Annotated in this window: 25 protein-coding genes; 4 read left to right on the top strand and 21 right to left on the bottom strand. The window is 61.3% G+C overall.

Annotation, left to right across the window (positions count from 1 at the left end; all coding sequences use genetic code 11):
• Together IAG25_RS27385 and IAG25_RS27390 are read left to right on the top strand one after the other, a co-directional pair.
• Positions 1-522 (top strand): isocitrate lyase/PEP mutase family protein (locus tag IAG25_RS27385; protein ID WP_187607628.1); only part of this gene is annotated, 522 nt, incomplete at its 5' end.
• 35 nt (positions 523-557) lie between these two features.
• Positions 558-950, top strand: a complete 393-nt coding sequence (locus IAG25_RS27390) for a RidA family protein (protein WP_187607629.1) — start codon at positions 558-560, stop codon at positions 948-950.
• A gap of 321 nt (positions 951-1,271) precedes the next feature.
• Here the strand turns inward: IAG25_RS27390 and IAG25_RS27395 are convergent, their stop codons facing one another.
• The 7 genes from IAG25_RS27395 to IAG25_RS27425 form a co-directional block, all read right to left on the bottom strand.
• Positions 1,272-2,417 carry a lactonase family protein gene (locus tag IAG25_RS27395; RefSeq protein WP_255503965.1) on the bottom strand — a complete coding sequence of 382 codons (1,146 nt, stop codon included), beginning with the start codon at positions 2,415-2,417 and terminating at the stop codon, positions 1,272-1,274.
• Positions 2,418-2,529: 112 nt separating this feature from the next.
• The gene (locus IAG25_RS27400; RefSeq protein ID WP_187607630.1) at positions 2,530-3,465 is read right to left on the bottom strand and encodes a helix-turn-helix domain-containing protein; all 936 of its coding nucleotides are present in this window, start codon (positions 3,463-3,465) and stop codon (positions 2,530-2,532) included.
• A gap of 207 nt (positions 3,466-3,672) precedes the next feature.
• On the bottom strand, positions 3,673-4,695 hold the full coding sequence (locus tag IAG25_RS27405) for a porin (protein WP_187607631.1): 1,023 nt from the start codon (positions 4,693-4,695) through the stop codon (positions 3,673-3,675).
• A 71-nt stretch (positions 4,696-4,766) separates the two neighbouring features.
• The gene (locus tag IAG25_RS27410; RefSeq protein WP_187607632.1) at positions 4,767-5,741 is read right to left on the bottom strand and encodes a hypothetical protein; all 975 of its coding nucleotides are present in this window, start codon (positions 5,739-5,741) and stop codon (positions 4,767-4,769) included.
• A gap of 288 nt (positions 5,742-6,029) precedes the next feature.
• A complete protein-coding gene (locus IAG25_RS27415) occupies positions 6,030-7,934 on the bottom strand; it encodes a hypothetical protein (protein WP_255503966.1) in 1,905 nt (634 codons plus the stop codon).
• Between the two features lie 105 nt (positions 7,935-8,039).
• A complete protein-coding gene (locus IAG25_RS27420) occupies positions 8,040-9,026 on the bottom strand; it encodes a protocatechuate 3,4-dioxygenase (protein ID WP_187607634.1) in 987 nt (328 codons plus the stop codon).
• A 49-nt stretch (positions 9,027-9,075) separates the two neighbouring features.
• Positions 9,076-10,347: an MFS transporter gene (locus IAG25_RS27425; protein WP_187607635.1), complete on the bottom strand. Its 1,272-nt coding sequence runs from the start codon at positions 10,345-10,347 to the stop codon at positions 9,076-9,078.
• A gap of 440 nt (positions 10,348-10,787) precedes the next feature.
• Between IAG25_RS27425 and IAG25_RS27430 the strand changes: the two genes are divergently transcribed.
• Complete coding sequence (locus IAG25_RS27430; RefSeq protein ID WP_187607636.1) at positions 10,788-11,813, top strand: porin; 1,026 nt, start codon at positions 10,788-10,790, stop codon at positions 11,811-11,813.
• A gap of 126 nt (positions 11,814-11,939) precedes the next feature.
• Positions 11,940-12,206 (top strand): DUF4148 domain-containing protein, encoded by a 267-nt coding sequence (locus IAG25_RS27435; protein ID WP_187607637.1) that lies wholly within the window; start codon positions 11,940-11,942, stop codon positions 12,204-12,206.
• 30 nt (positions 12,207-12,236) lie between these two features.
• On the opposite strand, the gene IAG25_RS27440 is transcribed toward IAG25_RS27435, so the two are convergent.
• From IAG25_RS27440 to IAG25_RS27505, 14 genes are all read right to left on the bottom strand, one after another.
• Positions 12,237-12,512, bottom strand: coding sequence for a DUF4148 domain-containing protein (locus IAG25_RS27440; protein ID WP_187607638.1), 276 nt, complete (start codon positions 12,510-12,512; stop codon positions 12,237-12,239).
• A gap of 121 nt (positions 12,513-12,633) precedes the next feature.
• Complete coding sequence (locus IAG25_RS27445; RefSeq protein WP_187607639.1) at positions 12,634-12,870, bottom strand: hypothetical protein; 237 nt, start codon at positions 12,868-12,870, stop codon at positions 12,634-12,636.
• A gap of 164 nt (positions 12,871-13,034) precedes the next feature.
• On the bottom strand, positions 13,035-14,204 hold the full coding sequence (locus IAG25_RS27450; protein ID WP_187607640.1) for an MFS transporter: 1,170 nt from the start codon (positions 14,202-14,204) through the stop codon (positions 13,035-13,037).
• An 80-nt stretch (positions 14,205-14,284) separates the two neighbouring features.
• Positions 14,285-15,559, bottom strand: a complete 1,275-nt coding sequence (locus IAG25_RS27455; protein ID WP_309243971.1) for an MFS transporter — start codon at positions 15,557-15,559, stop codon at positions 14,285-14,287.
• 17 nt (positions 15,560-15,576) lie between these two features.
• Complete coding sequence (locus IAG25_RS27460) at positions 15,577-16,470, bottom strand: phosphate ABC transporter substrate-binding protein (protein ID WP_187607641.1); 894 nt, start codon at positions 16,468-16,470, stop codon at positions 15,577-15,579.
• Positions 16,471-16,515: 45 nt separating this feature from the next.
• Positions 16,516-18,066, bottom strand: a complete 1,551-nt coding sequence (locus tag IAG25_RS27465) for an acetolactate synthase large subunit (RefSeq protein WP_187607642.1) — start codon at positions 18,064-18,066, stop codon at positions 16,516-16,518.
• On the bottom strand, positions 18,066-18,923 hold the full coding sequence (locus IAG25_RS27470) for an HpcH/HpaI aldolase family protein (protein ID WP_187607643.1): 858 nt from the start codon (positions 18,921-18,923) through the stop codon (positions 18,066-18,068). The genes IAG25_RS27465 and IAG25_RS27470 overlap by 1 nt, the downstream gene beginning before the upstream one ends.
• Before the next feature lie 36 nt (positions 18,924-18,959).
• Positions 18,960-19,805: an amidohydrolase family protein gene (locus IAG25_RS27475; protein WP_187607644.1), complete on the bottom strand. Its 846-nt coding sequence runs from the start codon at positions 19,803-19,805 to the stop codon at positions 18,960-18,962.
• A complete protein-coding gene (locus IAG25_RS27480) occupies positions 19,805-20,830 on the bottom strand; it encodes an amidohydrolase family protein (RefSeq protein ID WP_187607645.1) in 1,026 nt (341 codons plus the stop codon). The genes IAG25_RS27475 and IAG25_RS27480 overlap by 1 nt, the downstream gene beginning before the upstream one ends.
• Positions 20,831-20,852: 22 nt before the next feature.
• Positions 20,853-21,824, bottom strand: a complete 972-nt coding sequence (locus IAG25_RS27485) for an ABC transporter substrate-binding protein (protein ID WP_187607646.1) — start codon at positions 21,822-21,824, stop codon at positions 20,853-20,855.
• 186 nt (positions 21,825-22,010) lie between these two features.
• Complete coding sequence (locus IAG25_RS27490; protein ID WP_187607647.1) at positions 22,011-22,952, bottom strand: LysR substrate-binding domain-containing protein; 942 nt, start codon at positions 22,950-22,952, stop codon at positions 22,011-22,013.
• Positions 22,953-22,997: 45 nt separating this feature from the next.
• Positions 22,998-23,528: a carboxymuconolactone decarboxylase family protein gene (locus IAG25_RS27495; protein WP_187607648.1), complete on the bottom strand. Its 531-nt coding sequence runs from the start codon at positions 23,526-23,528 to the stop codon at positions 22,998-23,000.
• 23 nt (positions 23,529-23,551) lie between these two features.
• Positions 23,552-25,585, bottom strand: a complete 2,034-nt coding sequence (locus IAG25_RS27500) for a tripartite tricarboxylate transporter permease (RefSeq protein WP_187607649.1) — start codon at positions 25,583-25,585, stop codon at positions 23,552-23,554.
• A 74-nt stretch (positions 25,586-25,659) separates the two neighbouring features.
• Positions 25,660-26,514: an amidohydrolase family protein gene (locus IAG25_RS27505; RefSeq protein ID WP_187607650.1), complete on the bottom strand. Its 855-nt coding sequence runs from the start codon at positions 26,512-26,514 to the stop codon at positions 25,660-25,662.
• Positions 26,515-26,517 lie beyond the last annotated feature (3 nt).

Here is a 26,517-nt window from a genome sequence, read left to right on the forward strand (position 1 = left end):
CTTGCAATCGCGACCGGGGTGGCCGGCTTGTCGATCGAAGATTCCACTGGCGATTCCTCGGCGCCGCTATTCCCGATTGACGTGGCAGTGGCGCGCCTCGAAGCAGCGCGCAGCGCGATCGACCGAAGCGGCGATGACACGATGCTGATCGGTCGCGCCGAAAACTTCTTTGTCGGGGTACCCGATCTCGACGATACGCTGGCGCGCCTCAAGGCATATGCGGCGGCGGGTGCCGACTGCCTGTACGCGCCCGGCATCCAGACGCGTGAGCAAATTGAAGCGGTTGTCGCCGCCGTAGCACCGAAACCCGTGAATGTACTGATCGGCGGGACATCAGCCTTTACGCTTCACGACCTGAGCGCGCTCGGCGTGCGGCGGGTGAGCGTCGGCGGTGTACTTGCGCGCGCGGCGTGGAGCGGCTTCATGCGCGCCGCGCAGGCTCTCGCCGACGGACGCTTCGACGGATTCGAAGGCGCCGCGCCGGGCGCGCGACTGAACGCCCTATTCCTCGCCGATGCCTGAGGATTTCGACCATCAATTCTTCAAGGGAGCATGCCATGGCTCGCGAAATCATTCGAGTAGAACCGCTATCCACGTGGCTCGAACAGTGGAAAGCACCGACGTCCGCTGTCACGCGCCATCGGGACACGATCTATGTATCAGGCTTTCCGCCTTTCGATCCAAATACGGGGGAAGTGCTCGATGCGCCGATCGAACAACAGACGCGACGCGTGCTCGAGCAGTTAAAGCTTTGCGTCGAGACGGCCGGATCGTCCTTAGACCAGGTATTGAAATGCAATGTGTATTGCACGTCGGTCGAGATGTTCTCAGTGGTCAACGAGATCTACGCACGGTTCTTCGGGCCGCGCCCTCCGGCGCGCATCTTCATCAATGTGCCGGCATGGCCTGGCCGTTTCGACATTGAAATCGACTGCGTCGCGGCCGTATGAAACCCGCGAACATGCTGGAGGCAAGTCTCGTATCTGCACTCGTCAGCCAACCGAGCGCCTCGACCGACGCAATCGAACCGTTGTTGAAAGCTCCTTTCGTAGACGCGTCCACCGGCCGTGCCTATAGACCACGCTCAAATTCACCGTCACCGCATTGGCATCGGCACAGGCGCGAAGAGAAGCGGCGAGTCAGGCGTGAGGGTTGCTCTCTTCCCATTTCGCGACAGGTTATTTCCACGCGACGACGTAATCTTCGCGTCCACTGCCAAACTCTGCGAACCCACTACGCCAACTGTGCCAACGGCACACCGCATACATCGATCATCCAACGACAAACGCAACAGTTACCGCACGCTCGACCTTTACCGAATGCCCCGTGCTCTTAAGCAACCCCGACTTCCGATCGATGGCCAGCACATTCACCGTACCGCTTTCTTGATTCGCGACCACCAGCCACCGCCCTGTCGTATCGATGCCGAAGCTCCACGGCTTCGAGCCATCCGACGCGACACGCTGAATCTCCGACAACGTCCCAATCGCAGCATCAACACGATAGACGACGATCTGGTTCTCGCCACGATTGGCCACGTAGACGAAATGCCCATCGCCGCTCACCGTGATTTCCGCGCCGCTCTTCACGCTCGCAAATCCCGTTGTGGAAATCGGCAATGGTTGGGCGAGCGTCAGACGCCCCTTCTGCGCATCCCATCGAAACACCAAAACGTCGGCGGACAACTCCGTAACGAGATACGCGAAACGTCCATCCGCGCCGAACACGATATGACGCGGTCCGCTGCCGAACGATGCAACGAAATCGCGCGGCGGGTTCGCGTCATCCTTCGAGAGCGTGTGCGTCAAACGATCGAAGCGATAGACGAACACGCGGTCGGCGCCGAGATCGGGCACGAGCACATAGCGTCCGGATGGATCGACGACCGCGTCGTGCGCATGCGCGCTCATCTGCCGCTTGTTCGGGCCGGAGCCGCGTTCGCTAATCGTCGATGCCAGCGCTTGCGGTTCGCCCTCCCGAACCGCGACGCTCGAAACTGAACCGCTGTTGTAATTCGCCGCGAGAATCGTGTCCGACGATGCATCGAAGGTGAGATGCGTGGTACCGATGCCTTTCGTCGCAACCACGGCAAGCCGCCGAAGATCGCCCGTCTCGCGGTTCACGCCGAAAGCGGTCACGCTGCCCGTTGTGCTGCTTTGATCGTCGACCGCATAGAGCACCGGCAGGCGCGGATGCGCCATCAGCCAGGTAGGCCGGATGTCCCCGCCGGACGATGCAACGACCTCAAGCTCGCCGCTCGATGTATCGAGCTGCAAGGTTTCGATGCGATGATCCTGCGTGCCCACGTAGACCCATTCGGGCGGCGCGTCCTGCGCGGGCATCGCGGCGCTGGCATACAGGGCCACCACGAGCAGCAGCACGAAAACCGGCAAGGTGCTGCGAAAGAACTGAAACATGATCGAATGGCGGATGACGTTACGACAAGCCTATTCGATCCGGCGCCGCGCGTCCCTGCAAAATTAGCCGATTCGCCGGGACTTTTTTCATTATTCACGCGGGAACGCCGCGCTATTGCGACGATGCCTTCCGTTGCGGCTGCTGCTGCCGTGCGGCCGCGCGAAACTGACTCGGCGCCTGACCCACTTCACGACGGAAAAAACGCGTGAAATACGCGGCATCCGTAAAGCCCAGCCCGAAGGCGATCTGTTCCACCGACATGTCGCCGAAGATGAGATTGCGCTTGGCCTCGGTGATGATGCGCGCATGGATCATCTTGGTCGGGCTCTGCTCCGCCGCCGACGCGCACGCCGCGCGCAACTGCACCAGCGAGATGGCCATCCTCGATGCATAGTCCTGCAAAGGCAGATTCTCGCGGAAATGCTCGTCGATCAGCTTGCGAAAGCGCTCGACCACGCGGATAACGTGACGCGAGCCGGATTCGTTGCCGGTCTCGTCGAAGCTCGCTTCGCGCAGCAGCCTGAGAAGAAGCACGGTGAGCAGCGCTTCGGTTCCCGTTACGTGGCCCACGGCATCCGATTCGACTTCCTGCGCGAGACTTCGAATGAGGTTATAGACATCGATGCCGGCCGCATCGGAATCGGTCAGCGTAATCACGCGCGGCGACGCCCACAGCGCGATGAATTCGTGCAACCGCGCATTGACCTGCGCGAGATAGGACACTTCGATGGTCACGACCCAGCGGTCGGCGTCGTACTCGTAGTCCAGGCCGTGAACGCATTCGGTCGGCAGCAGCAGCGCGCACGGTCCTTCGAAAGGCACGTTGCGGCCTTCGAGATTCATCACGCCGCGCCCGTTGCGCACGAAAATGAGTTGGCCATATTCCGGATGCGCGTGCGGCTCGGTGCGCCAGCGCCCGCGCTCGGTGACATGGCCGACATGCACGAACCATTGCTTTTCCTCGGGTTCATCGACATAAAGCCGAACCTTCGGAACCGTCGTGAGCTGGGATCGGGGCGGATTTTTTCCCGAGGCACCGCGTGTCATTGCGTCTCCTTGACGGCTGGCGCTAACGACCGCCGTCTGCTTTCCAATCATGCGCGGCAGCTTATGGCACTGCTTTTTGCGATGTCCCGAGGTCACGCGGGACGTAACGAGTAGGAGATCATAAACCCGCCGAAGGGTCGCGAAAACGACAGAAATTTTTCCATATATTTCCGCGTGACGCGCCTGCTATTTACCCCGACGCATCGATCAGAAGCGATGCACCATGCCGACGACCACACCGCGCGAATCGGTTCCTGGCGCGACCGCGAGACCGGTGTAGCCCGTGCCGTTGAGCGTGAATTTCGCCTGATTGCGGTTCTGAATGAAGCCCGCCGAGCCGTAGAGCGTGGACCGCTTGGACAGCGAATACGAATACGTCACGCCGATCTGCTGTGCGTTGTTGCCCTGCCCCAGCCGGTCGTGCGCGTAGCCGAACATGAGCGCGAGCTGGTCTGCCGGTGTGAAAGAATAAGCGCCGGACACTTCATAGACATCGCGTTTGACGCTGTCATCGGTCTGCCGTTCCGTGTGATACGCCAGATAAAAACGCGCCGCGCCGATCGTGACCGATCCGCCCGCATTGAATAACTTCAGGATCGAAGTGCCCGTCGCGTTGGCGGCCTGCTCATAGCCGGCGGCGAGTCGAAACGGCCCGTTCACGTAGCGCACAGCCGCGTTATAAAACTGAATCCCGTTGACAGGTTTGGTCGTTGCGTCGCGCATTGCGACCATGAACTGCGCAGTCACGCCGTGGAGCGTCGGCGTGAAGTAAGAGATCGCGTTGTTTTCGCGGATCGTGAGGCTGTTGAAGCTGTTCATCGGCGAGCCGATGCCCATCACGGCCACCGGATCCAGTTCCGGGTTCATGAACATGTATTGCGGCGTGTTCTGCAAGCCGATGCGCGCTTCGCCGAATGCACCCGAAACGCCGACCCACGCCTGCCGGTTGAAGGCGGCCGCAGTGTTGGCGGCTGCGCCCGTCACGCCGGAAAATCCCTGTTCGAGCTGAAAATTGATCGCCAGCCCGCCGCCGATGTCCTCACTGCCCTTCAATCCATAACGACTCGCGAACAATCCGCCCGACACGGCGCGCGCGACCGAACCGCCCGTCGTGTTCCGATATTCGATGCCGTTATCGATGATCCCGTAAAGTGTGACCGCCGATTGCGCATGCGCCAGATTGAGCGTGCAGGCGCATGCCACGCCCGTCAGCGTGATTAACTTTTTCACCTTGTCTCCTGACTTCTTTTTTTCGGTCAGCGCAAAGCCGCTCGACGGAATACGCGCTTACGTCTTGACGCCTAGAAGTGAATCTCGGCCATCACCATGGGCGCGGAGGTGACGGTGCCAGGCGCCGCGCTCGATGGCGTACCGTACATGTGATGCCAGTACTCGTATCCGACTCCGGCATAGACCGTGCGCGGATGCCCCGCGAACGAACCGAGATCGGCGAGCAAGGAAAAGCGCGTGAGGAATTCCGTTTGCGTTTCGACGCCGAAGCCGTCCTTGCCCTTAGGGCCCGTCACGCTTGCGAAGCCACGCAAAACGAGCGGCAACGGACCCGCTCTGAACGGAAAGAGCCACGAACTCTCGATGTGCCACGCCGTATGAAAATGCACGTCCTGACCGGTGATGCCATTGTGATTGCTCTCGGTGCGCATCCCTGCCGTGATATTCCAAAAGCCGTGCGGCACAGTGAATTCGATGGTCGGTCCGAGCACGAGCATACGTGCGCGCTCGCCGAAGGAATCGTTCTTGGCACCGAACTCATAGCCGGCGGTCAAGCCATAGTCACGAATGAAACCGAAGCCCACCGAGCGGCCGAGTATCTTGCCCGCGCTCAGTTCCACGCGGCCCACGCTATAGACTTCCTGCGCGCCGCCTGACGAAGGACCGCCCGCCTCCGGATTGGCCGAATTCGACACGAGATAATCGACATTGAAGGCGTAGCTGCCGTAGCGAAAGCCACCCGTCGTCGTGAGAGAGCCGATGTTCTGCGCAACCTTTTTCGCAATGCCCGGGTAGTGAAAGTCGCTACCGTATCGATAGCCGATATAAGTGTCATTCCACGAGACGGGCGGCTCGCCCAGCTCTTCGCCTGACTTTAGACTCGGCGCGGACAACGGCGCGGTCGGGTTTACCTGCGTCTGTTTTGCCGTAGGCGGCTCGGAGCCGCTCGGCGCCGTATAAACTTCGGCATTGGCATACTCCGTCACGCAACACAGCAACGCTGCGCCAATCAGCGGCCTCTTCAGGGCGGTCGAAAGTTTCTTCATGTCTCCATCCGTTTTTTTAATCCACCCCGTTCGATTCGCTTGACGTGTGAGGCGTCTAAGTGAATCCGGAATGTGCTAGTTTTCTGCGGGTCTCGATACGTCCGTTTGCTAATACTTTATTCGACGCAAGATCATGGTATTGAAATCGGGCACCAGAGCCTTTACACAAAAGTGATATTCGCTGGCATTTTTGTTAGCTGCGCGCTTGAGTTTCCTTGAGGCGATGCCCAAGAAAAAAAGCGTCGTGCACAGCCACGACGCCTTCTCTTAACCACGCAAATCCGTGCTTTAGTTATTCGGCACGTACAGCGGCATTGCCTCTTCCCAGAGCGTGTCCGTGACGGCGTGCGGGTTGCTGCCGTCTGCGTTCATCACCCAGTTTTGACCATCGGGCTGAAAGCTGGTGTCGTACAGCGCGAGTTCGTCGCGAAAGCCGTAGGTGCCCGAGCTATACGCAATACGCCCGTCATAGGTCCACACCGCATGGCCCTGATTCGAGCCGTCCGATGTGAGGCGCTCGAGATGCGTTCCGTCGGGGTGGATCGTGAACACGTCGTAGTTAAACTTGTTCGGATCGTCCGCGTTCACCTGCTTGCGCGTGAAGACGATTCTCGTGCCGTCCGGCGACCATCCCGGCAGATTGTCCTGACCGCTGGTCAGCACCGTCGTCGTGCGCGTGTCCAGATCAAGGATGCGCAGGCCTTGAAGCGTCGTGTTCGACACGCGATAAACGATCTTCTTTCCATCGGGGGAATAGCTCGGAAAGCCCGCGTTCATCGAGCCATCCGTGAGAATCTCCGGATGCCCGTTCATACTGCCATCGACTCTGATGCGCGCAATGCGTCCCGGCCCCGCGCCGCGTGTGAAGAACCAGTCGCCGATGCCGAACGCGACCCATTGCCGATCTGGCGACCAGGTCGGCTGAAACGCGCCGGCCAGCCCTTTCCTGATCATGTCGGCGTCGAGACCGCTCGTCTGCGAATCGTAGATGCGGCGATAACCGGTGAAATCCGTATTGATGACAGCGATCGATGAACCGATCGCCTTCTCGGTGTACACGAGTTGCTTGCGATCCAGCGAGAGTTGCGGAAACACGTCGATGTATTTGTAGGTCCACGCGCGATCGAAGCTGAACATCGGCGTGCCGTTCGGACGCGCGGGGCGGAATGTCACCTTTTCGTAGACCATCTTCCTGCCGTCCGCCGAATACTGCGGCGAGCGAATGCCCGAGTTGATCGTCGAACGGGACGCGCCCGCCGTCGTATAGATGCCTTCGGTGTCGCCGCCCTTGACGTGATACGCGACATTTGTGGCATCGAGATAATGCGGAAACACCTTGAAGCCGGGCGTCGATGCCAGCGAGGTCTTGGAAAGATCACTCAGCGCGACCGACACGATCTGTGAACTGACTACGTTGATGCCTTCCGGCCGGTGCGCCCCCCACGTCGATTCCACCGGCGTTTCATAGAACACGAGATGCGTGCCGTCCGGCGACCACGAAGGCGAACCATCGTCGAAGCCGGGATGACTCGCGATCTCCTTCCATCCGGAACCATCGGGTCGAATGACGTATATGCTGCTTTCCTGCGTGCGCTCCCAACCGACCGGCAAATTATGGCCGCGCCATTCCGAGCCGATATCCGACGACAGCGCCAGCCACTTGCCATCCGGCGACCATGAAGGCCGGAAGTAGCTGTGCGGCTTCGACGCATCGAAAGCAATAGCGCCGGTGACGTTCGTCAGCGCGCCGGTCGCGATGTTCAGCGTCCACACGTTCGTCGTGCCGAAGCCCGCTTCGCCCTTGCGCGACGATACGAACGCGATCAAGTCTGGGTCGGTGGGAGAGAACTGCGCGGCATCGTCCACGGCGATGTGATCCGTGAGACGCTGCAGACCCGTCCCGTCGATTTTCACGCGATACAGATTTGATTCGCCCAGTCCGTCGCGCTCGGACGTGAACACGATCCACTGGCCGTCCTTCGAGAACGACCCGTGGTAATCGAAGCCGGGCGTCGGCAAAAGCTTGTGCTCGTCGGTGCCGTCCGCATTGGCGATGTACAACTCGGACGTGACAGGTCCCACGCGGTTGAGCAGCATGGTGCCGCTCGCACCGTTCATATCGTTCGATGCCGCGTTCGCGACACCCTGACTCGCCACGCATGCGCCGATGATGAACCCCGCTACGCGCCTCATGAAACACATACTCGAATACACAGCGTGTCTCCAGTCGTTATATGCACGCCAGGGCCGGCATGCCGCTTTGCGTCCCTGGCGCAATGTGGTGTCAACGAAGTCCGCTCACTCGGCGGCCTTCCAGTACATGAAGCCCATGCCTTCGCCGGTGCCGGCGGGCGTGCGCCAGCACGGCACATAGTCCACCAGCGTCATTTGTGCCCGGGTTTCCTGCACGGCCTTCATCACGCTCACATAGAGCTTGATTTCCGATGTGCCGGACTGATACGAGCGGTCGTCCACCGCGGCCAGTCCGTCGTAGTCGTAATCGGCCAGCATCTTCATGATGCGATGATCGAACTCCTCGTCATTCACGAAGTGCGACAGCCCGCCGGACGCGAAGATGCCCACGCGCACGTCTTCGGGCCACGCGGCGATGGCATCGCGCAGGATGCGGCCGAACTCGATACAGCGCGACATCGACGGCTGCGTCGGCGGATAAAAGCAGTTCATGATGACCGGCACGTGCGGCGGGGGCGCATCGCCCATGATCTGGTGATAGACGAAGCTGTACGCATGCGGCACGACGGGATACTCGGGCAGCGGCTTCATCCACACGTTGTCGGGCCACGCGAAGAGATCGGTCAGATCGAAGTTCTCGCGCTGAAAATATTCGATGAGGTAAGTCGCCAGCTTCGGATGGCAATCATGCACCACATGACGATCCGGCGCATACACGGCGCGCTGCGGCGGACCGTTGTGCACTTGCGCGCCGCTATAGATGGCGATCGACGGCGAGAAGTCGGTGAAGATCTCTTTCTGATCCTTGCCCAGAATGATGGCCACGTCGATGTCCGCCTCGCGGTAGGCGGCGGCCATCTTGTCGAGCGCCGCGCGGCAGCGTTGCGCGCGCGCCGTGCGTTCCTCGATGGTCAGGTACTTCTCGAACGCCGCCTCGCGATAGGCTTCAAGTTCGGGATAGGTCCACGTCCGGTTGCGAAACCAAAGTTCCTTGTTGTTGCGGTCGCGCGCGCCGTTGATGAGCCAGTCCTCCGGAGCCTGACCCAGCATGCCGCTGTGCGGCACCGCCATTCCGAATACGATCTTCGCCATGTTTGGTGTTTCTCTTTTGAATGTGATGAGTACAACGATGTCCTGGCATTCAGGCGCGTCGCAACGTGCCTTGCTGTTCGGTGACTTTCGGCGCCCATTCAGGGCGATAGAGCACGATGGTGGCCATCGCACCCACCACCAGAAAGCCGAGAATGACCATCATCGGCAGGTCGTAACTTCCGCTCACGTGCAGCAGCCAGCCGGACAGACTCGCGGCCACACCGCCCGCGAGACTCGTCGCGACTTGCTGCACGCCGGTCACGAGGCCGATGGCCTGCTTCGGAATCAGCGTGAGGCGCGACAGCACGAGATTGTTGGCGGTGACAAGACCGAGTAGCGAGAGCGACAGCACGTTCCAGAACAACGCCATTTCGAGCGAGTTCGCATACGCGCCGAGCAGCACCGTGCAGCCGCCCGCGAAGCCCGTCACGGTGAAGGCCTTGCGCACGAGGATCGGATTGCGGCCGCTTGCGATGACACGATCCGCCGCCCAGCCCGCGAGCGCAGCGACGATCGCGATGCCCGCGAAGCTGAAGAACGTGAAAAGCCCCGAGCGCGAGATCGACAGGTTGCGTTGTTCGACCAGATACGCGGGCATCCACGTCATGCAGTAGAACGTGAAATAGCCGTAGCAGAAGTTGGTGATCATGCCGCCCCACACGACGGGACTCGTCATGATGTTGCCGAGGCCCACCGAACGCGCCCGCTGATCCGATATCGCAATCTCGGCCCTCGACGGAAAGTCGCTGCGCACGATCGTGAGCCAGGGCAGGAGCCAGAACAGCCCGACAAGACCGGTGACGACGAACATCGTCTGCCATGAGTAATGCACGATGAACCACGCGCCCACCGGTGCGCCGAGCGCGGGGCCGAACTTGTTGCCCATCGCTAGAATGCCAACGGCGAGACCGTTCTGGCTTTCGTCGAAGTTGTTTCGAATCCACCGGTAACTGGCCGGAATCACGATCGCTTCCGCCATGCCGATAACGAGCCGCATCACGACGAGACTCGCAAGCGCGGTCACCGCCCCCATCAAAGCCGTCGCGATACACCACAACGCAAAACTGATCGCATACGGCCACTTCACGCCGTAGCGGTCGGCGACCCAGCCCATCGGTATCTGAAACACGCCGTAGGACCAGAAGAACGCCGCGTTGATCCAGCCGCGATCCACGTCGTTCAGCGAGAAATGACGAATGAAATCCGCGTTCGCCAGCGTGGCCGAAATGCTCGTGCGATCGACGAAGGAAATCAGTACGCCGAGCGCGAGTAGCGTGAGCACGGCCCAGCGCTGTGTCAGTCCGGGTTTGCTTGTCTCCATATGCCCTGTCTCTTCTGTTCGATTGAGTTTTCTTGATGGAAGGAAGAATAAGTAAAGGCGTCGCCCGAGTCCCTACACAAAACTGAGTTTCGATGGCACTTTTCTTTAGGGGCGGCGCGAGAACATTCGCCTGCTTATAAATCCGGTCGAAATCGGAATTAAATCCCGGCAAACCTTACTTTTGTACAGGGACGCATCCCTCGCAATCCCCTATTCTGCATTCGCTTCCCGACGCGACAGCCGATATCGCATCGCGCCGCCGAACGTAAATATTGGTACGCGTCCTTAGCGCGAGCCCGCCGCGCGTGGCGCGCAACCCACGCACATCGCCTCGATCCATGGCCGCGCCTGGACACACGCGGCTTCTCGTCGCGCCTGGAGAAAGCGTCCGCGTCGCGGTCACCGCGCATCGACGATCGACAATTAAAACCGGAGACACAATGAAAAAGCGGTTCCTTTTGCCCCTGGCGCTCTGCGTTTCAGGCGCATTCGATAGTGCTCAAGCGCAATCGTCGTTGAGGCTCTATGGCATCGTCGATAATGGCATCGAGTTTCAGAACGGCGGTCAGGGATCGGTTGTGCGTGCGGTATCGAGTGGACTTTTCGCCACCGTGTATGGTCTGCGAGGCAGCGAAGACATCGGCGGCGGTTATCGCGTCAATTTCCAGCTTGAACAGGGCTTTTCCGGCGTGACGGGCGCAGCGACCGATTCGACCGCCGCATGGAATCGGCTAGCGTGGGTCGGCATGAGCGGACCGTTCGGCGAGTTGCGCATCGGACGTCAGAAGAAGCCCGAATACCTTTTTTTGAACGGCGAGATCGATCCGACTGCCGTGAAAAGCATTGCATCGCCGATCAACAACTTCCAGGACGTGACCGTGCGCGCGAGCAATGCGATCGCTTATTTTGCGCCCACGATTTACGGCTTGAGCACGCAAGCCATGATCTCCTTGCGCGACCAGACGATGAAGCCAAGCAATGGCTTGCACTTCTATAACGTCGTCGCGCGCTATGTGAACGGCCCGTTTCGCATGTCCGCCGGCTATGAATCGCAAGGCAATGCCACCGGCAGTTCCGTGCAGAAGGTATGGCGCGCGGCGGCGGGCTATCGCGCGGGCCATCTGCGCGTGTATCTCGCGTATCAATCGGAACGGCAGACGGACAACAGCGAAAATCGCGACATTTACGAAGCATCCATGTCTTATCTGCTCGATCCGTTCAATCTCGTTTCGGTCATGTACGGCTATGCCCATGATCGCGCCGGACAGGGAAAGAACGCACAGCAGATCGGTCTCACCTATGAGTATTTCCTATCCAAGGCGACTAGTCTTTACGCGGCTGCTGGTTTGATCGATAACCACGGTCAAGCGAATTACACGCTCGACGGCACGCAATACAGCGGCATTCCGACCGCGCCCGGCGCGTATGCGCGAGGTATCGTGTTAGGAATGACGCACAAGTTCTAGGCTCGACCAGGGCCTAACCAAATGGTCAAACACCAGGCTTGATAATTCAATAGACTCAGTATTTACCCTTAGTGTGTAATTCGTCTCGCTGCTGATCACATGGCAGACACATATCAAAGGGCAAATATGAATTTCTTGATCGCCACCATCATCACCGCTGTTTTCCTGCTTCCTGCAGTGGCGCTCGCTCAATCGAGTGACACACTCACGCGCGAGCAGGTCCGCGCGGAGCTCGTGCAACTTGAAAGGGCTGGCTACAATCCGTTGAGCAATTGCACGGGTGACTGCCCCGGAAGCCTGCGACGCGCCGAAGCTATCATCATGCGAGAGCAAGCCGCGGCCCGCGCCGCCTATGGTTCCGGGTCGAGCGGGACCGCGCAATCGGGAGGATGAGCCACCCGGTTGTTCGGTCCTGTCACGCGGCTACCTGGCGATGTCGCTGGACTGCGGCATCGCTCTCCGGCCGGTTTCGTCGACGTGGCCTTTCATCGCCTTGCGCGCAGCGACGCGGAATTCCGCAGCCTGTATTTCACCGTCAGGAAAATCCGCCCAGGCGGTCGGGCTATAGCCCGCATTTTCAGCGCGGACGAGATCGGCGCGAACCTGTGCACGAGTCAAGGACTGGTCGCTTGTCTGCGCAAAAGAAAAAACGGGAATTGAAAAAGTCAACCCTAAAACTGCCTTGACGAGCGGTTTCATGCGACACCTCCCAGTACGGCCTGGCGACACTGCATCGCGGGACGTGTGCAGTTCGCTCAAACAGTCTAGCAGGGTTAGCAATTAGGGGTTGACACCTAGCTGCTGGCGCTTGCGTACGCCTTCAGGTCGGAACGAGGTTTATCGAAAGCGAGGGAGAGGTCGGCGGATAAACACGCCACGATCCATCGTCGTGGCGAAAAAATACGATAGCAAAGGCCGTCGACGACACCGTCACTTCGATACGCACCGCGCGCCAGGGCATGGCCTTCGAACGCGCGGCGCGACTGACTCGAATATTCCCCGCTCGCCCCAACCAGTCATGCATCAGGAACCGAAGCGATTTCCCTGGTTCGCTCATGGCTGTTTCCCGTTCGGATCGACGAAGCCGTAGATCTCATTCAGGACACTCAACTGGGCGCTGGCGCCGAAGCGCTCGATATACCGCACTATGCTTGATAACAAGGCTCTCATGTCGATCACTTCACCGTAGTCATCCGAAACCGGTAACGGCGCGCTGCCGGATCAATGCAGCGCGTCGCGCTTGGCGAGCGGCTTGAAAAGGCGGCTCCAGGCGGCGCTGATCACAACCGTCGCGCAGCCACCCACGACGACCGAGCCGACGACGCCCAGCGCCGTCGCACTCACGCCGGACTCGAATTCGCCGAGTTGATTGCTCGCGCCGATGAACAGCGTATTGACCGCCGCGACGCGTCCCCGCATGCGATCAGGCGTTTCGAGTTGAATCAACGTCTGCCTGACGATCACGCTGATCGTATCCGCGCCACCCGACACCGCGAGCAACAGCAGCGAAACGGGAAACCATCGCGAGAGGCCGAATGCGGCGATCGACACGCCATAGACCGCCACGGCGACCAGCAGCTTCTTGCCGACGCCGCTGACAATCGCGCGTCGTGAAAGCACGAGTCCGACGCACAACGCGCCCATGGCCGGCGCGGAGCGCAGCAAGCCCAGTCCTTGCGGTCCGACGTGCAGGATCTGCTTCGCGTAGACGGGAAGCAGCGCCGTTGCGCCGCCGAACAGGACCGCGAAAAGATCGAGCGAGATCGCGCCCAGCAGCAGCGGACTACCCCAGATGAAGCGCAAGCCCGCGAGTATCGTGTCCCGCGTTACCGGTTCGCGCGACGGCGGCGTGTAGTCATATCGAACGAACGCATACATCACGGCGCTGATGCAGAACAGCAGCGCGCTCGTCAGATATACCGTGCCGACGCTGACCGCGAACAGCACTCCGCCCAACGCCGGCCCGGCGATCACCGAGACTTGCTGGACCACCGTGCTGAGCGCCATCGAGCGAGCGAGCAGTCTGGGCGGGACGAGCATCGGCAAGAGGGCCTGCTGCCCTGCCATCTGGAACGGTCTGATCGCGCCGAGCACGAGCGAGAGCGTCAGCAGCACGTCGCGCGTCACGTTGTGGGTAGCGGTGGACACTATCAGAAGCGTCGCCACGACCGCCTGCAATGCCAGGCACGCAGCGACCATCCGTCCACGATGCAGCCGGTCGGCGCAATGACCCGCGATGAGCGTCGTGGCGAGACCGGGAAGGAACTGGAACAGGCCGACGAGGCCAAGATCCCACGCGCTCGATGTCAGGTCATACATGTGCCAGCTGATCGCGAGCATCAGCATTTGCTGCGCGCTGATCGAGCCGACGCGCGCTATCAGAAAACGCATGAGCGACGCGTGACGCAGCAGGGACGTCACCTCGTCGGGATGAGTCTGCATGGACGGCGATGAGGGTTGGTGCGAAGGGGTCATGACACGTCACGCATGGGAGCGTTGACCTTGGGCGCCCACTTCCTTCGAAGCAGCACGACGGTACTGGCGGCCCCGAGCAGCAGGAAGGCGAAGATTGCGAGCATCGGCAACGTATAGCTGCGCCCGACGTGCAGCAGCCATCCCGACAGGCTTGCCGATACGCCGCCCGCGAGACTCGTCGCCACTTGCTGCAGGCCGGTATTCAATCCAACCGCCTGCTTGGGAATCAGCGTGAGTTTGACGAGGGCGAGATTGTTCGCGGTCACGAGGCCGAGGAGCGAAAGCGACACGACGTTCCACAGCAAGGCCATCCGTGGCGAATGCGCATACGCGCCGAGCAACACCGTAGTCCCGCCGACGAATCCGGCCACGATGAACGACTTGCGCACGATCACGGCATCGAATCCGCGTGCGATCAGCCGGTCGGCTGCCCATCCCGCGAGGGCGGCCACGACCGCGATCCCGACGAAGCTGAAGAACGTATACAGACCCGATTCACCGAGCGACAGGCCGCGCTGCTCGACGAGATAAGCCGGCATCCACGTCATGCAGTAAAACGCGAAATAGCTGTAGCAAAAGTTGGTGATCAACCCGCCCCACACGACCGGACTCGACAGCAGGTTCGAGAGCGGCACCGACGCCGCCCGCTTCCTGGCGACGGCGAGTTGCGCACGCGAAGGAAAGTCGTTCTTGAGCATCAGCAGCCAAGGCGCGAGCCAGATCAATCCGACGAGTCCGGTGATCACGAACATCGCTTTCCATGAACTCGTCGAGATGAGCCACGCCGCAATGGGTGCGCCGAGCGCCGGTCCCATCTTTCCGCCGATGGAATAGATGCCGAGCGCCGTGCCCTTTCGCGTTTCATCGAAATGATCGGCGAGATACCGATACGTCGCGGGGACCACGATGGATTCCGCGACGCCGATCATCAGGAGCACGATGATGAGCGCCCAGAGCGTCGTCACCATGCCGGTTGCGGCGGCCGCGAGACACCAGAACAGGAAGCAGATCGCATATGGCCACTTCACGCCGTAGCGATCGACCAGCCAGCCCATCGGCAATTGAAGCAGGCCATACGACCAGAACATCGCGGAGCCGAGCCATCCGCGCTGAACGTGCGCCAGTGCGAATTCCTGGACGAAATGACGGTCCGCGAAAGCCGCGGACATACTCGTGCGATCCACGTGCGAGATCATGAGCCCAAGCGCGAGCAGCACGAGGATGCCCCAGCGGTTTTCGGTCCGCGCGCGTTCGACCCGGGTGATCTCCACTTTGCTCTCCGATGTCCTTAACCGAGGCTACCGGTCACATCGTCGAACAACTCGTCGACTGACAGACGACGTGGAATGATTTTCTGATCGAGCGCCCAGTCGACGGCCAGTTGCAGGCCCTTGCGGTTCGCTTCGAGTCCGATCGGCGGAAACACGGTGGGAACGCCCTCCGCGCTCGCGCGGCTTTCCACGACCATGCGATACAGCTCGCGCACGACATCCGGCCGCTCTTTCGAGAGTCTCTCGTGCACTACGAACATGTGGTTGATCGGCACGACGCCGGTGCGCGTGAACCAGTCTTTCGCAGCAGCCTGCGCATCGGGCACGAGCGTGCGCACGCGTTCGTCCTTCGGCATATCCTCGCCGAGCAGGGCGGCCACGAGTTCGCCATCGAGCATCATTTGCGGAATCGATGAACCCGCCGGCAAACGCTGGCAATTCTGCGGATCGCTGTATTCGGCGAGATGCCCGTCGCCGAGCGTCATCCACGTCACCTTGTCCAGATCGACGCCGTATTCGTGGCGCAGGATGCCGCGAATCCACAGCGCGGTCGTCTGCGTGTAGGTGCGCACGCCGACCTTCTTGCCTTCAATATCCTTCGGATCGAGATGGCCGAAGTCGATGTTGTAGCCTGCGCAGTGATGCTGAAAACGTCCTGAGATCGGCGCAGGCAGCAGTACATAGGGCTTGCCGTAGGCCTTAGCCTGGAGGAACGTGACGATCGCCAGTTCACCCGCGTCGAACTTGCTTTCGCGCACCATCGCCTTGAAGGCGTTGTGCGCGGGCGTCGGTCCGCAGAAATCGAGATTCACGAGATCGGACTTCACCCGTCCATTGCGCATCGCCTTCGTCACCGCGTATTCCGCGAGATTGACGCGCAACGTCGGCGCTTCGGTTTGCGTCGTTGTCATGCTGTGTGCTCCTGTTGCTTGTATCGTTGCTTATTTCGCTGGATGTCAAAGCCGTACTTCGATCAGGCTCGGACCGGCTTCGCGCGTCGAATCGACCAGCGCCTTGTAAAAGCCTTCCGCCGTCTCGACTGCCACCGCCAGCAGGCCCATGCTTTTCGCCATCGCCAGCCAGTCGATACGCGGCTTGTCGATGTCGATCATCGACAACGCGCGTTCGCCCGGCGCGCCCGCGCCCATGTTGGCGTATTCGGCCTTGAGGATCGCGTAGCTGTTGTTGGCGAAGATGATCGTCGTGACGTTCAGTCCCTCGCGCGCCTGCGTCCAAAGCGACTGGATGGTGTACATCGCGCTGCCGTCGCCGACCATGCAGATGACGCGCCGCTCGGGACACGCCAGCGCCGCGCCGGTCGCAACGGGCGTCGCATAACCGATCGAGCCGCCCATGTTGTTGATGAGATCGTGCGGCCGCGCGCCCATGGTCAGGCTCATGGATTCGCGCCCCGTCGTCAGCGACTCGTCCACGACAATGCAGTGCTCCGGCAAGCCCGCCGCGAGCACATGCGCGATGCTCGTCGGATTCAGCGCTCCCGTGGGCACCGGCGTTTCGATGCGCGCCTGAAGAAGCGGTGTCGTGGCGGCCGCGTCGAGCGCCTGCAACAGCAAGTCGAAGGCGAGTTCGCTGTCTTCGTCGGCCTCGACGAACGGATGCACGAGCGTGCCTTCCGCCTTCAGCAGGCTCGGCTTGTCCGGATACGCGAAGAACGCGACGGGCTCGCGCGTCTCGACCGTGATGATGTGCCGGTAGTCCTTCAAAAACGCCGTCGCCTGCGCGACCGCATACGGAATGCGCGCGAGCGGCACGCGTCCCGCGCCGCGCTCGATGCGCGCCGTGAAGAACTGCGAGCCGAGCACCGCGCCCGTCGCGGCCGCGACGCGTCCCGCCTTCTCCAGCGTCGCGCCGCGCGTCGACTTGTTCGCCAGAACGATCAGCGCCGGCTCGCCCGAGCGCAGCACGCGCGCCACATGTTCGATGCGCGCGGCGCTCGGCGCGCGGCGCGCATCGCCGCGCCTGGGCGGCAACGCGGACGCGGCATCGACGGGTTGCCACGAGGTATCGCCCGGCAGAATCAGCGTGGCGATCTGGCCCGGATGCTCGCTTGCCTTGGCCACGGCCTGCGCCGCGTCCCACGCAATCGTGTTCGACGATTCCGCGCGCCGCACCCAATGACTCAGCGGGCGCGCGAGACCTTCGATATCCGAGGTCAGCGGCGGATCGTACTTCAGATGCGACACCGAATGCTCGCCGACGACATTGACCATCCCCGACGAAGCGCGCTTCGCGTTATGGATGTTCGCGAGGCCGTTCGCCAGGCCCGGCCCGAGATGCAGCAAGGTGGACGCAGGCTTGTCCTTCATGCGATACCAGCCGTCGGCGGCGCCGGTGGCCACGCCTTCGAACAGACACAGCACGCTGCGCATCTTCGGATTGCCGCCGAGCGCGGCGAGAAAATGCATCTCCGAGGTGCCCGGATTGGCGAAGCAGATATCGACGCCCTGCTCCACCAGCGTCGCAACGAGACTTTCGGCGCCGTTCATCAGTAGCCTGCCAGTTCGCGGGCGAGACCCACCACGCCATACGTGCGCGCGGGCGCGGACATCAGGAAGCGATATCCCTCTTCCTGCAGCCGGCGATGATTCTTCGCGGTGACATGCGGATTGCCGACGACGACATTGTGCTTGCGGCACGTCTCGACGATCTGACCCATCGCCGCGAGCACTTCCGGATGCTCGTACTGACGCGGCAGGCCAAGCTCCTGGCTCAAGTCGCCTTCGCCGATCAGAATGAAACCGATGCCCGGCACGTTGGCGAGGATGTCGTCAAGATTCTCGATTGCCTGCGTGCTCTCGCACATCAGCCCGACGAGGATTTCGCCCTGCGGCGCGAGCGGCCAGACATCGGCGCGTTCGTAGTACTCGGCCATCGAGAGGCCCCAGTAGCGCGCAGCGTTGGCAGGACCGTCGCCGCGCAGTCCCTTCGGTTCATAGAGCGGAGCGTTCTTCGGCCGCGCATAACGGCAGGACGCCACGGCGTTGTATGCCTGCTCGACGGTTGCCACATGCGGCCAGATCACTCCGTACGCGCCGCGATCGAGCACCTGCTTCGCGAAGCTCTGATTCATCTCCGCGCCGTTGGCTGGGATGCGCGCGAGGGGCGTCACCTTGGGCGCAACCGACCCGGACTCCGCAATCTGCTTGCGGTTGAGCATGTACTGCAGCGCGTCGCCGAGCGCGGACACGTCGTACGGGTTGTGCTCCATTTCGAAGACGATGCCGTCGTAAGGCGCATCGCTCATTTCGATGGCGGTCTGCTTGTCGAGTTTCGCAAAGGCGGCATGCGCCGGCTTGCCGGATTCGAAAGCGCGAATGATGCTGTTCAGACGTGTGTTTGACATGATGATCTCTCTTTCTCGCTTGCCTTCGTTCGGTTTTCAGCTCAACGCCGGGTAGAGCTTTTGTGCGGTCTTGCCGAAGATCCATTCGCGGTCTTCAACGCTCAGGCATGCAAGCCCTTGTTGGGCGGTCGCGAGAATCTCACTGAGCGTGCCTGTCGATGTGGGGAAATTCGAGCCCCACGCCAGACGTTGCGCACTGAATGCCTCGACCACGCGCGGGAAGAAGGTTTCCGCGCTGGCTTTCTCCTTTTTGACATCGCCGAAGATGCGCGGCGTGAGCTTCATGTAGACGTTCGGCAGGTCACGCAACGCGAAGAGTCCTGCCGCGTTCGCGTACGGCGGCCCGTCGAGCACGTCGGGACGCGCGAGGTGATCGAGGATGATGTTTACGTTCGGAAACCTTTCCGCTAGCATGCGCACTTGCGGCAGGCCGACCGGTCCGGTCTGGATGCACATCGGGAGCTTCAGCTCCGCGAGCATTTCCCACGCCTTGAACGACTTCGGGTTGTCCAGTTCGCTAGGATCGAAATCCTTGGTCGATCCGCCGGTGAAAATGCGAAGTCCCGCCAATCCCTTGTCGGCCCAGTTCTTGATGACGGACTGCACGTCGTCCGCGAGCACGTCCACGGAACCCACGGCGATGAGCCGGTCCTTGTACTGATTGCAGCCGTCCACCACATAACTGTTGTCGAAGCCGTAAGTGGTCGACGAATGCACGACGGCCGCCTTCGTGACGCCTGCTTCGTCCATTGCCTGAATCAAGGCTTCGACCGTGTTCGGGCGTTCCTGTGACCAGTCCGAACGCTTGCCGAACAGTGGCGCGGGCGGATAGCGCTTCTCGTCGTCGGAGATGATGTGCGGATGAATGTCCATGATGTTCATTACAGTCCCTTCGCCTTGAGGTGCTTGTCCAGACGCGGATAGACGCGCCGCGCATTGCCCTCGAAGATCGCGTGGCGGTCCGCATCGCTCAACGCCTCGCATGCGTCGATGTAGCGCTTGGTATCGTCGAAGTACTCGCCGGTATTTGGATCGCGTCCGCGCACCGCGCCGATCATTTCGGAACCAAACAGCACGTTGCTCGTCGGCACCACCTTGGTCAGCAACTCGACGCCCGGATGGTGATAGACGCACGTATCGAAGAAGACGTTGTTCAGCAGACCTTCGAGCGGACGCTTGGCCATCTCCAGCGACATGCCGCGATAACGCCCCCAGTGGTAGGGCACCGCACCGCCGCCATGCGGAATCACGAGGCGCAGCGTCGGGAAATCCTTGAACAAATCTCCCTGCAGAAGTTGCATGAAGACCGACGTGTCGGCATTCAGATAGTGCGCGCCCGTGCCGTGATGACACGGGTTGCACGATGCGGCGACGTGGATCATCGCGGGAACATCCAGATCGCACAGCGCTTCATAGAGCGGATACCAATCGCGGTCCGTCATGGGCTTGCCGGTCCAGTAGCCGCCGCTCGGGTCCGGGTTCAGATTGCAGCCCACGAAACCCATTTCCTCGACGCAGCGGCGCAGTTCGGCCACCGAGTTCTTCGGCGGCGCGAGCGGAGACTGCGGCAACTGGCAAACCGGCACGAAGTTGTCCGGATAGAGATCGCAGACGCGTCGCACCAGATTGTTCGACACCTCGGCCCATTCCAGGCTCGTGCGCTCGTTGCCGAGGTGATGGCTCATGAGACCGGCGATCGGCGAGAACAGCGTCAGGTCGCCACCGCGTTCCTGTTGCAGACGCAATTGGCCGTTGCCGACGCCTTCGCGGATGTCGTCATCGGAAACGTGCGCGCCGTTCAGCGGCGGCGCATTGGCGGGATCGTCGGCGGCCGCGATCTGCCTGGCGCGCCAGTCGCGAAACGAAGCGGGAACGGTCGTGAAGTGACCGTGACAATCGATAATCATGTTCTTGTGCTTCCGTGCAGGTTCAGATGCGGGGATCGACGAACAGCTCATTCATGGACATGCGACGCGGCGTCAGGCCTTGCTTGAATGCGGTCGCTTCGAGCGCTTCGATCGTCTTGCGGTTTTCTTCGATACCGTAGGGCAGCGGGTCGTTGCCGACGATCTTCTGCAGCTCGATGTACTTCTTGTTCTTCTTGTCGTTCAGTTCGCCTGCGTTGAGCTTGGCGAGCCAGTCCTGCTTCGCCTTGTCGAACGCGTTGTAGATCGATTGCGCGACCCACGGATGCTCCGCGAGCACCGAATCCTTGACCACGATGGTGCCGTGCATCGGGTACACGCCGGTGCGTGCGTAGTACTCGGATTCAAGTTCTTCCGCGTTCGGGAACAGGTCCGGATAATCCGCTTCCACTTCCTTCCAGCCGCCCGTCGGGTCCCCGGTGCGGCCAATGCCGGCGTTGCCGTGGAAACCTGCGACGAGTTCGCCCTTCGCCATCATTTCTGCAAGCGAGGTGCCCTTGGGTGCATGAACGACGTTCGGCGGCAACTGGAGCTGCGTGACGTGCTCTTCGTCATCGACGACCCAGGTCACCTTCGAAGGATCGAGATCGAACTCGTCGATCAGCACCTGGCGCGTCCATGCGCCCGTCGTCACCGAATACGCGCGCACGCCGACCTTCTTGCCTTCGAGATCCTTGGGCGTTTTGATGCCCGCGTCCGGCCGCACGAGCAGCCCCGAATGGTGGAAGCGGCGCACGACAAAGATCGGCAGCGCGACGAACGGCGCGCCATACGCACGCGCGATGATGTACGTGGTCGGCGCCAGCTCGCACACGTCGAATTCGACATCGCGGACCATGCGGCGGAATGCGCCGATTTGCGGCTGAACGGTGATAAATTCCGCGTCGACGCCCTCGATGGGAATCGAACCGTTGCGGATAGCCGAAGTGTGCGGATGCTCGGCGATCGCGAGCTTGAGATGGACCTTCTTCGTCACTTGAGTCTCCTTGGAGGAATATTGTGTCGTTGATCACATGATCTTTTGAGAGCCCCGCTGCCGTCTATTGAAAAAAGTGGCGGGACACTTAACCGTTCGGTAAAGGTGCTATTTCTTCTATATGGATACCTAACTAATGCAGGCAAATTGAAATTCAGAATGTGCAGTTGGTATTTTCTCTGCCGCTTACAATTGGCCGCTTTGCAATTGCTCTGCGGCCTCTTCCAGGCAGGCGATCATCAGTTGCGCGCTGGGCGTCAACCCGCGATTGCGGTTCCAGAGCACGCCGGCCGGGCGCAGTAGCCTAGGCAAAGTCAAGGGAAGCGCATGCAGGGGCTGCGCGCCGTCGCTGGCCGGCGTGCCGACCATGACGGCGATGAAATCCGAAATCTGCAGATGGGCACGCGTCACGTGGACCGATAGCGTCTCGATGTAATTGTTCGTCAGCGGTACGTCGTGCGCCCTGAGGGTGCGTTCCAGCGAATCGCGCAGAATCGAGCCTTGCGGCGGCAAGATCCACGGATACGGATGAAGATCGGACCAGTTGAGGTTCTTGCGCCGGGCAAGCGGATGATGCCGCCCTGTCATCAAGGTGATGGGCTCTTCGAGCAGCGCCTTTTCCTCGAAGCTGCCGAGCGTGTCCGGCGCAGGTAGCCGGCCGACGATCAGATCGAGCCGCCCTTGCCAGAGTTCGGGAAGCAATGCGCCGCGCGTGCCTTCGACCACCCTGACGTTCGTTCCTGGCGACTTGACCTTCAGCAGGTTGAGGGCCTGCGGCAGCAGCGCGGACGCCGAAGCGGGTAACATGCCGATGTGAACCTTGCCCTCCGTGCCCGAACTCAGCGCCTTCATTTCATCGCGCGCCTGATGGAGAATGGTCAACATCTCCCGCGCATGACGGATGAGACATTCGCCGTGCGGTGTCGGCACGAGCCCTTGCGCCGTGCGTGAAAAGAGCGTGAGTCCGAGCCCTCGCTCCAGTTCGGCCAGCGACTTCGACACCGCCGGCATCGTGACGTGCGTGACTTCCGCCACCTGCGTCAGATTCCGGTAGGTATCGATGGTCACGAGCAGGCGCAGATGTCGCGCCTTCAGGTTCACCTGCAAATAGCCGTCAAGCCCGGTCACGTCGGATCTCCTGCTCTACCGTATTGAATTGCTCGGGATGGGCGCTCATTCCTTAGGCTCGAGCGCGTGCAAGGTCATGCCGAGCGAGATCGAGGTGAAATAACCGATCGTCACGAGCAGCTCCGCGATGACCGCCCGCCCCAGCCCCGCGACGTACTCGGCGAAGCGCGCGTCGTCGATGAAGCCGCCCGCGAGCATGTCGCTCACCGCGCCGCACACCAGCCCGAAGCGCCCATGTTCGCCCTCGGGTCGGCGTTTGTCCAGAATTGCGGCGACGACCGCTTCTGGAACGCCCGCCTTCAACGCATGCCGCCGATGATTGGCGATCACATACGGTGCATTCCAGAACACCGCCGTCGCGAGAATGGCGACTTCGGTTTCCGCCTCGCTGAGCACGGGCGAACGGTCCACGTGCGTGCCGATGATTTCCATGCCTTCGGCCAGACGCGGGTTATGCAGCCAGATGTTGAACGGCGTCGGAATGCGCCCCCGCCCTGCGCCCAATTGGGCGATGACCCGCTTCTGTTCGTCCGTCGCCTGCTTTGGGTCGATACGCCCCAGCCTGTCGTGCGTCATGCGAGTTTCCTTTGGATGAAGAGTCAATTTCCGCCCAGACCCGGCAGCCAACGTCCGAGGAAGCTGTCCGGCCAGGGAATATGGAGAGTCTGATCGAAGACGAGATAGAGGAACGCGGTCACGCACACGGCGAGGATCAGGCTGAGCTTCCACGACTCGCGCCCCTCGATGCGCATGTACGCCACGATCATCAGCGGCACGGTCGGAAGCATGCCGATCATTGACATGCACGCGAGGAACGCAACGAACCAGCCGAGGAAGCGTGCAGCCCGCGCCACCACGGTTTTCGTGGAAAGCTTTTCATCGTGATCGCTCGATACATCCATATGAACGCCGCTGCTGGCTCGCGCCATGCCGTTCGCCGGAATCACGAACACCTTGTACGCGAGGCTGACCGTTCCCGCGATTACTAGCGTGCTCGCCACGACTGTCGGTCCGATCCGCGCCATCAGAAGCCAGTGTTGCGAACTCGTCAGCATGTAAATTCCGATGCCGATGAAGCACACATAGACGAGGTCTTCACGCTTCAAAACGATGGAGCCGCTCGGTTTGAAGTGCGCCACTCCGCCGCTACGCAACGCGCTGAAGAGCGGCTTGAAGAAGACCAGCGCGGCAAGACTCAGCAACACAATGACGACCGGCCGCGTCAGCCAGTCCGTGCCGTAGCGGACGAACGAAATCGACATGTACCGTTCCATCAACACGCCCAGCACGAGGCCGAGAATCAGCGGCGGACGCGCCCATCTGAGCCGCTTCATAGTCCAGCCGATCACACCGGCGATGAGCAGCACGAAGAGGTCCCCCCAGCTTCGCGAACCCTGGAACGCGCCGACGAAGATGACCGGCATGATCACCGGCAGAATCAGCGTGTAGCGCAGCGTCGAGACCTTGGCGAACTGTCCGCTCAACAGAAAGCACAGGCCCGCGCCGAAGATGTTGGCGAGCGCGATCGACCACACCATCGAATAGGTGAAGTCGAGATGGCGCGTGAGCATGTCGGGGCCGGGAATGAAGCCGTGCACCATCATCGCGCCGAGCAGGATGGCTTGCGCAGCGCCGCCCGGCACCCCGAACGAAAGCATCGGAACGAGGCTGCCGCCCTCTCGCGCGTTATTCGCCGCCTCTGGTGCGATCACGCCACGCACATCGCCCTTGGTGAACGTTTCCTTCGCGCCTCTGGCCGTCTGCAACGCGTGGCCGTACGCGATCCAGTCCGTCACCGCACCCGTGATGCCGGGCACTGCACCGAGAATCGCGCCGAGACCGCCGCAACGCAGCACGAGAAACCAGTTGCGGAAAGTGTCGATGACGCCCTGACGCATGCCCTGCCGAGAAGTGAAGCGCACATTCTCGGCAACGGCCGCGCGCCGGATGGCCAACTCGCACAGCTCCGGCAGGGCGAAGATGCCGAGGATGATCGGCACCAGCGGAATGCCGTCCTGCAGGTAGAGAATGTCGCCGGTCCAACGCATCTGTCCGGTCGCGACGTTGGTGCCGATCATGCCGACGAGAATACCGAAACACGCCGCGACGACGCCACGCAGCGGCGTGTTGCCCGACAGCGCCGACACCATCGAGACGCCGAACACGGTGAGCGACAACATCTCGGGCGTGCCGATCGACAGCACGAACGGGCGCACCAGCGGGAGTGACACGGCCAGGATGACCGCGCCGATCAGGCCACCCATCAGCGACGACATATAGCAGGCGCTCAGCGCACGCGATGCTTCTCCGCGTTTGGTCATCGGCAAGCCGTCGAGCACGGTGGCCTGCGACGCCGCGTGGCCTGGAACGCCGAAGAGCACAGCGGGAATCACGTCCGACGTGGTGATGACGGACGCCATGCCGAGCAGCATCGCGAACGCGGCGTAGGGGTCCATCGTGTAAGTGAAGGGCACCAGCAGCGCAAAGCCAGTCAGCCCACCGATTCCCGGCAGCAATCCGATTGCAAGTCCGACGGTCACGCCGAACGCCAGAAAGATGATTCGATTGAACTGCAGAAGCGTGGATAGCGCGTGTCCCGCCGCCACCAGCGTTGCATCGTTTAAGAACTCCATGTGTCATCCTGATGGAATGGTGAGCTTCGTGGGCTCACCTGTTTTGATGTCGACGCAATGCGTATGTGCGATGCTCAGCCAGCCAACATCGGATAGAGCGTCTTTGCGGTCCGTCCCCACACCCACGCACGTTCCTCGTCGCTCAGCGCTGCGAAGCAGGCATTGCCCTGTTCGACGAGCGTCTTGAGTGGTCCTGCCGATGCCGGATAGTTCGATCCGAACGCCAGATGATCGGCGCCGAACACTTCCACGAGCTTCGCAAAGAACGGTTGCGCGCCGCCGGGCGCCGCCTCGGCGAGATCGAACGTTCGCGGCGTTATCTTCATGTAGACGTTGCCGTATTTCGCAAGCGAGAACAGCGCGGCGCAATTCGCGTACGGCGGGCCTTGTTCAAGATTCGGCCGGCCACAGTGATCGAGCACGATCTTCACGGTCGGAAAGCGCTCGGCCAGTTCCGCCACCATCGGCAGGCCGTCGGGCGTTGTCTGGACCGCCATCGTCATGCCGCGTTCGGCGCAGCGTTGCCAGATCGGAAACGTTGCGGGATCGACGAGCCAGCTTCCATCGCCTTGATGCGTCGCGCCGCCCGTAAAGAGCCGGATACCGCCCATGCCGCGCGCGAGCCAGTAGTCGAAGGTTGTGAGCGCGTCGGACGCCATCACATCAAACGAATAGACGCCGGTGAAGCGATCCGGGTATTGCGCCACGCTGTCGGCGACATATGAATTGTTCGTGCCGTAGGTCGTCGATGAATGCACGATCGCCGCCTTCGATACGCCGGCTTCATCCATCTCGGCTTTCAGTTGCTCGAACGTGACGGGTCGCGTCGCCGACCACTTGGAACGATGTCCGTGCTGAGGCGCAATCGGATAACGTTCCGTGTCGGTCGAAATGATATGCGGATGAATGTCGATAATTTCGGGCGTCATGTG

This window comes from Caballeronia sp. EK, from assembly GCF_014384845.1.
Taxonomy (GTDB): Bacteria; Pseudomonadota; Gammaproteobacteria; order Burkholderiales; family Burkholderiaceae; genus Caballeronia; species Caballeronia jiangsuensis.

Excerpts from the sequence above, each read along its gene's own strand:
- IAG25_RS27480 (WP_187607645.1), bottom strand. The coding sequence starts at position 20,830 with ATGATTATCGATTGTCACGGTCACTTCACGACCGTTCCCGCTTCGTTT.
- IAG25_RS27495 (WP_187607648.1), bottom strand. The coding sequence starts at position 23,528 with ATGACGCACGACAGGCTGGGGCGTATCGACCCAAAGCAGGCGACGGAC.
- IAG25_RS27460 (WP_187607641.1), bottom strand. The coding sequence starts at position 16,470 with ATGACAACGACGCAAACCGAAGCGCCGACGTTGCGCGTCAATCTCGCG.
- IAG25_RS27420 (WP_187607634.1), bottom strand. The coding sequence starts at position 9,026 with ATGGCGAAGATCGTATTCGGAATGGCGGTGCCGCACAGCGGCATGCTG.
- IAG25_RS27470 (WP_187607643.1), bottom strand. The coding sequence starts at position 18,923 with ATGTCAAACACACGTCTGAACAGCATCATTCGCGCTTTCGAATCCGGC.
- IAG25_RS27415 (WP_255503966.1), bottom strand. The coding sequence starts at position 7,934 with ATGAGGCGCGTAGCGGGGTTCATCATCGGCGCATGCGTGGCGAGTCAG.
- IAG25_RS27395 (WP_255503965.1), bottom strand. The coding sequence starts at position 2,417 with ATGTTTCAGTTCTTTCGCAGCACCTTGCCGGTTTTCGTGCTGCTGCTC.
- IAG25_RS27475 (WP_187607644.1), bottom strand. The coding sequence starts at position 19,805 with ATGAACATCATGGACATTCATCCGCACATCATCTCCGACGACGAGAAG.
- IAG25_RS27505 (WP_187607650.1), bottom strand. The coding sequence starts at position 26,514 with ATGACGCCCGAAATTATCGACATTCATCCGCATATCATTTCGACCGAC.
- IAG25_RS27440 (WP_187607638.1), bottom strand. The coding sequence starts at position 12,512 with ATGAAACCGCTCGTCAAGGCAGTTTTAGGGTTGACTTTTTCAATTCCC.
- IAG25_RS27445 (WP_187607639.1), bottom strand. The coding sequence starts at position 12,870 with ATGAGCGAACCAGGGAAATCGCTTCGGTTCCTGATGCATGACTGGTTG.
- IAG25_RS27425 (WP_187607635.1), bottom strand. The coding sequence starts at position 10,347 with ATGGAGACAAGCAAACCCGGACTGACACAGCGCTGGGCCGTGCTCACG.
- IAG25_RS27400 (WP_187607630.1), bottom strand. The coding sequence starts at position 3,465 with ATGACACGCGGTGCCTCGGGAAAAAATCCGCCCCGATCCCAGCTCACG.
- IAG25_RS27450 (WP_187607640.1), bottom strand. The coding sequence starts at position 14,204 with ATGCGTTTTCTGATAGCGCGCGTCGGCTCGATCAGCGCGCAGCAAATG.
- IAG25_RS27430 (WP_187607636.1), top strand. The coding sequence starts at position 10,788 with ATGAAAAAGCGGTTCCTTTTGCCCCTGGCGCTCTGCGTTTCAGGCGCA.
- IAG25_RS27500 (WP_187607649.1), bottom strand. The coding sequence starts at position 25,585 with ATGGAGTTCTTAAACGATGCAACGCTGGTGGCGGCGGGACACGCGCTA.
- IAG25_RS27435 (WP_187607637.1), top strand. The coding sequence starts at position 11,940 with ATGAATTTCTTGATCGCCACCATCATCACCGCTGTTTTCCTGCTTCCT.
- IAG25_RS27390 (WP_187607629.1), top strand. The coding sequence starts at position 558 with ATGGCTCGCGAAATCATTCGAGTAGAACCGCTATCCACGTGGCTCGAA.
- IAG25_RS27465 (WP_187607642.1), bottom strand. The coding sequence starts at position 18,066 with ATGAACGGCGCCGAAAGTCTCGTTGCGACGCTGGTGGAGCAGGGCGTC.
- IAG25_RS27410 (WP_187607632.1), bottom strand. The coding sequence starts at position 5,741 with ATGAAGAAACTTTCGACCGCCCTGAAGAGGCCGCTGATTGGCGCAGCG.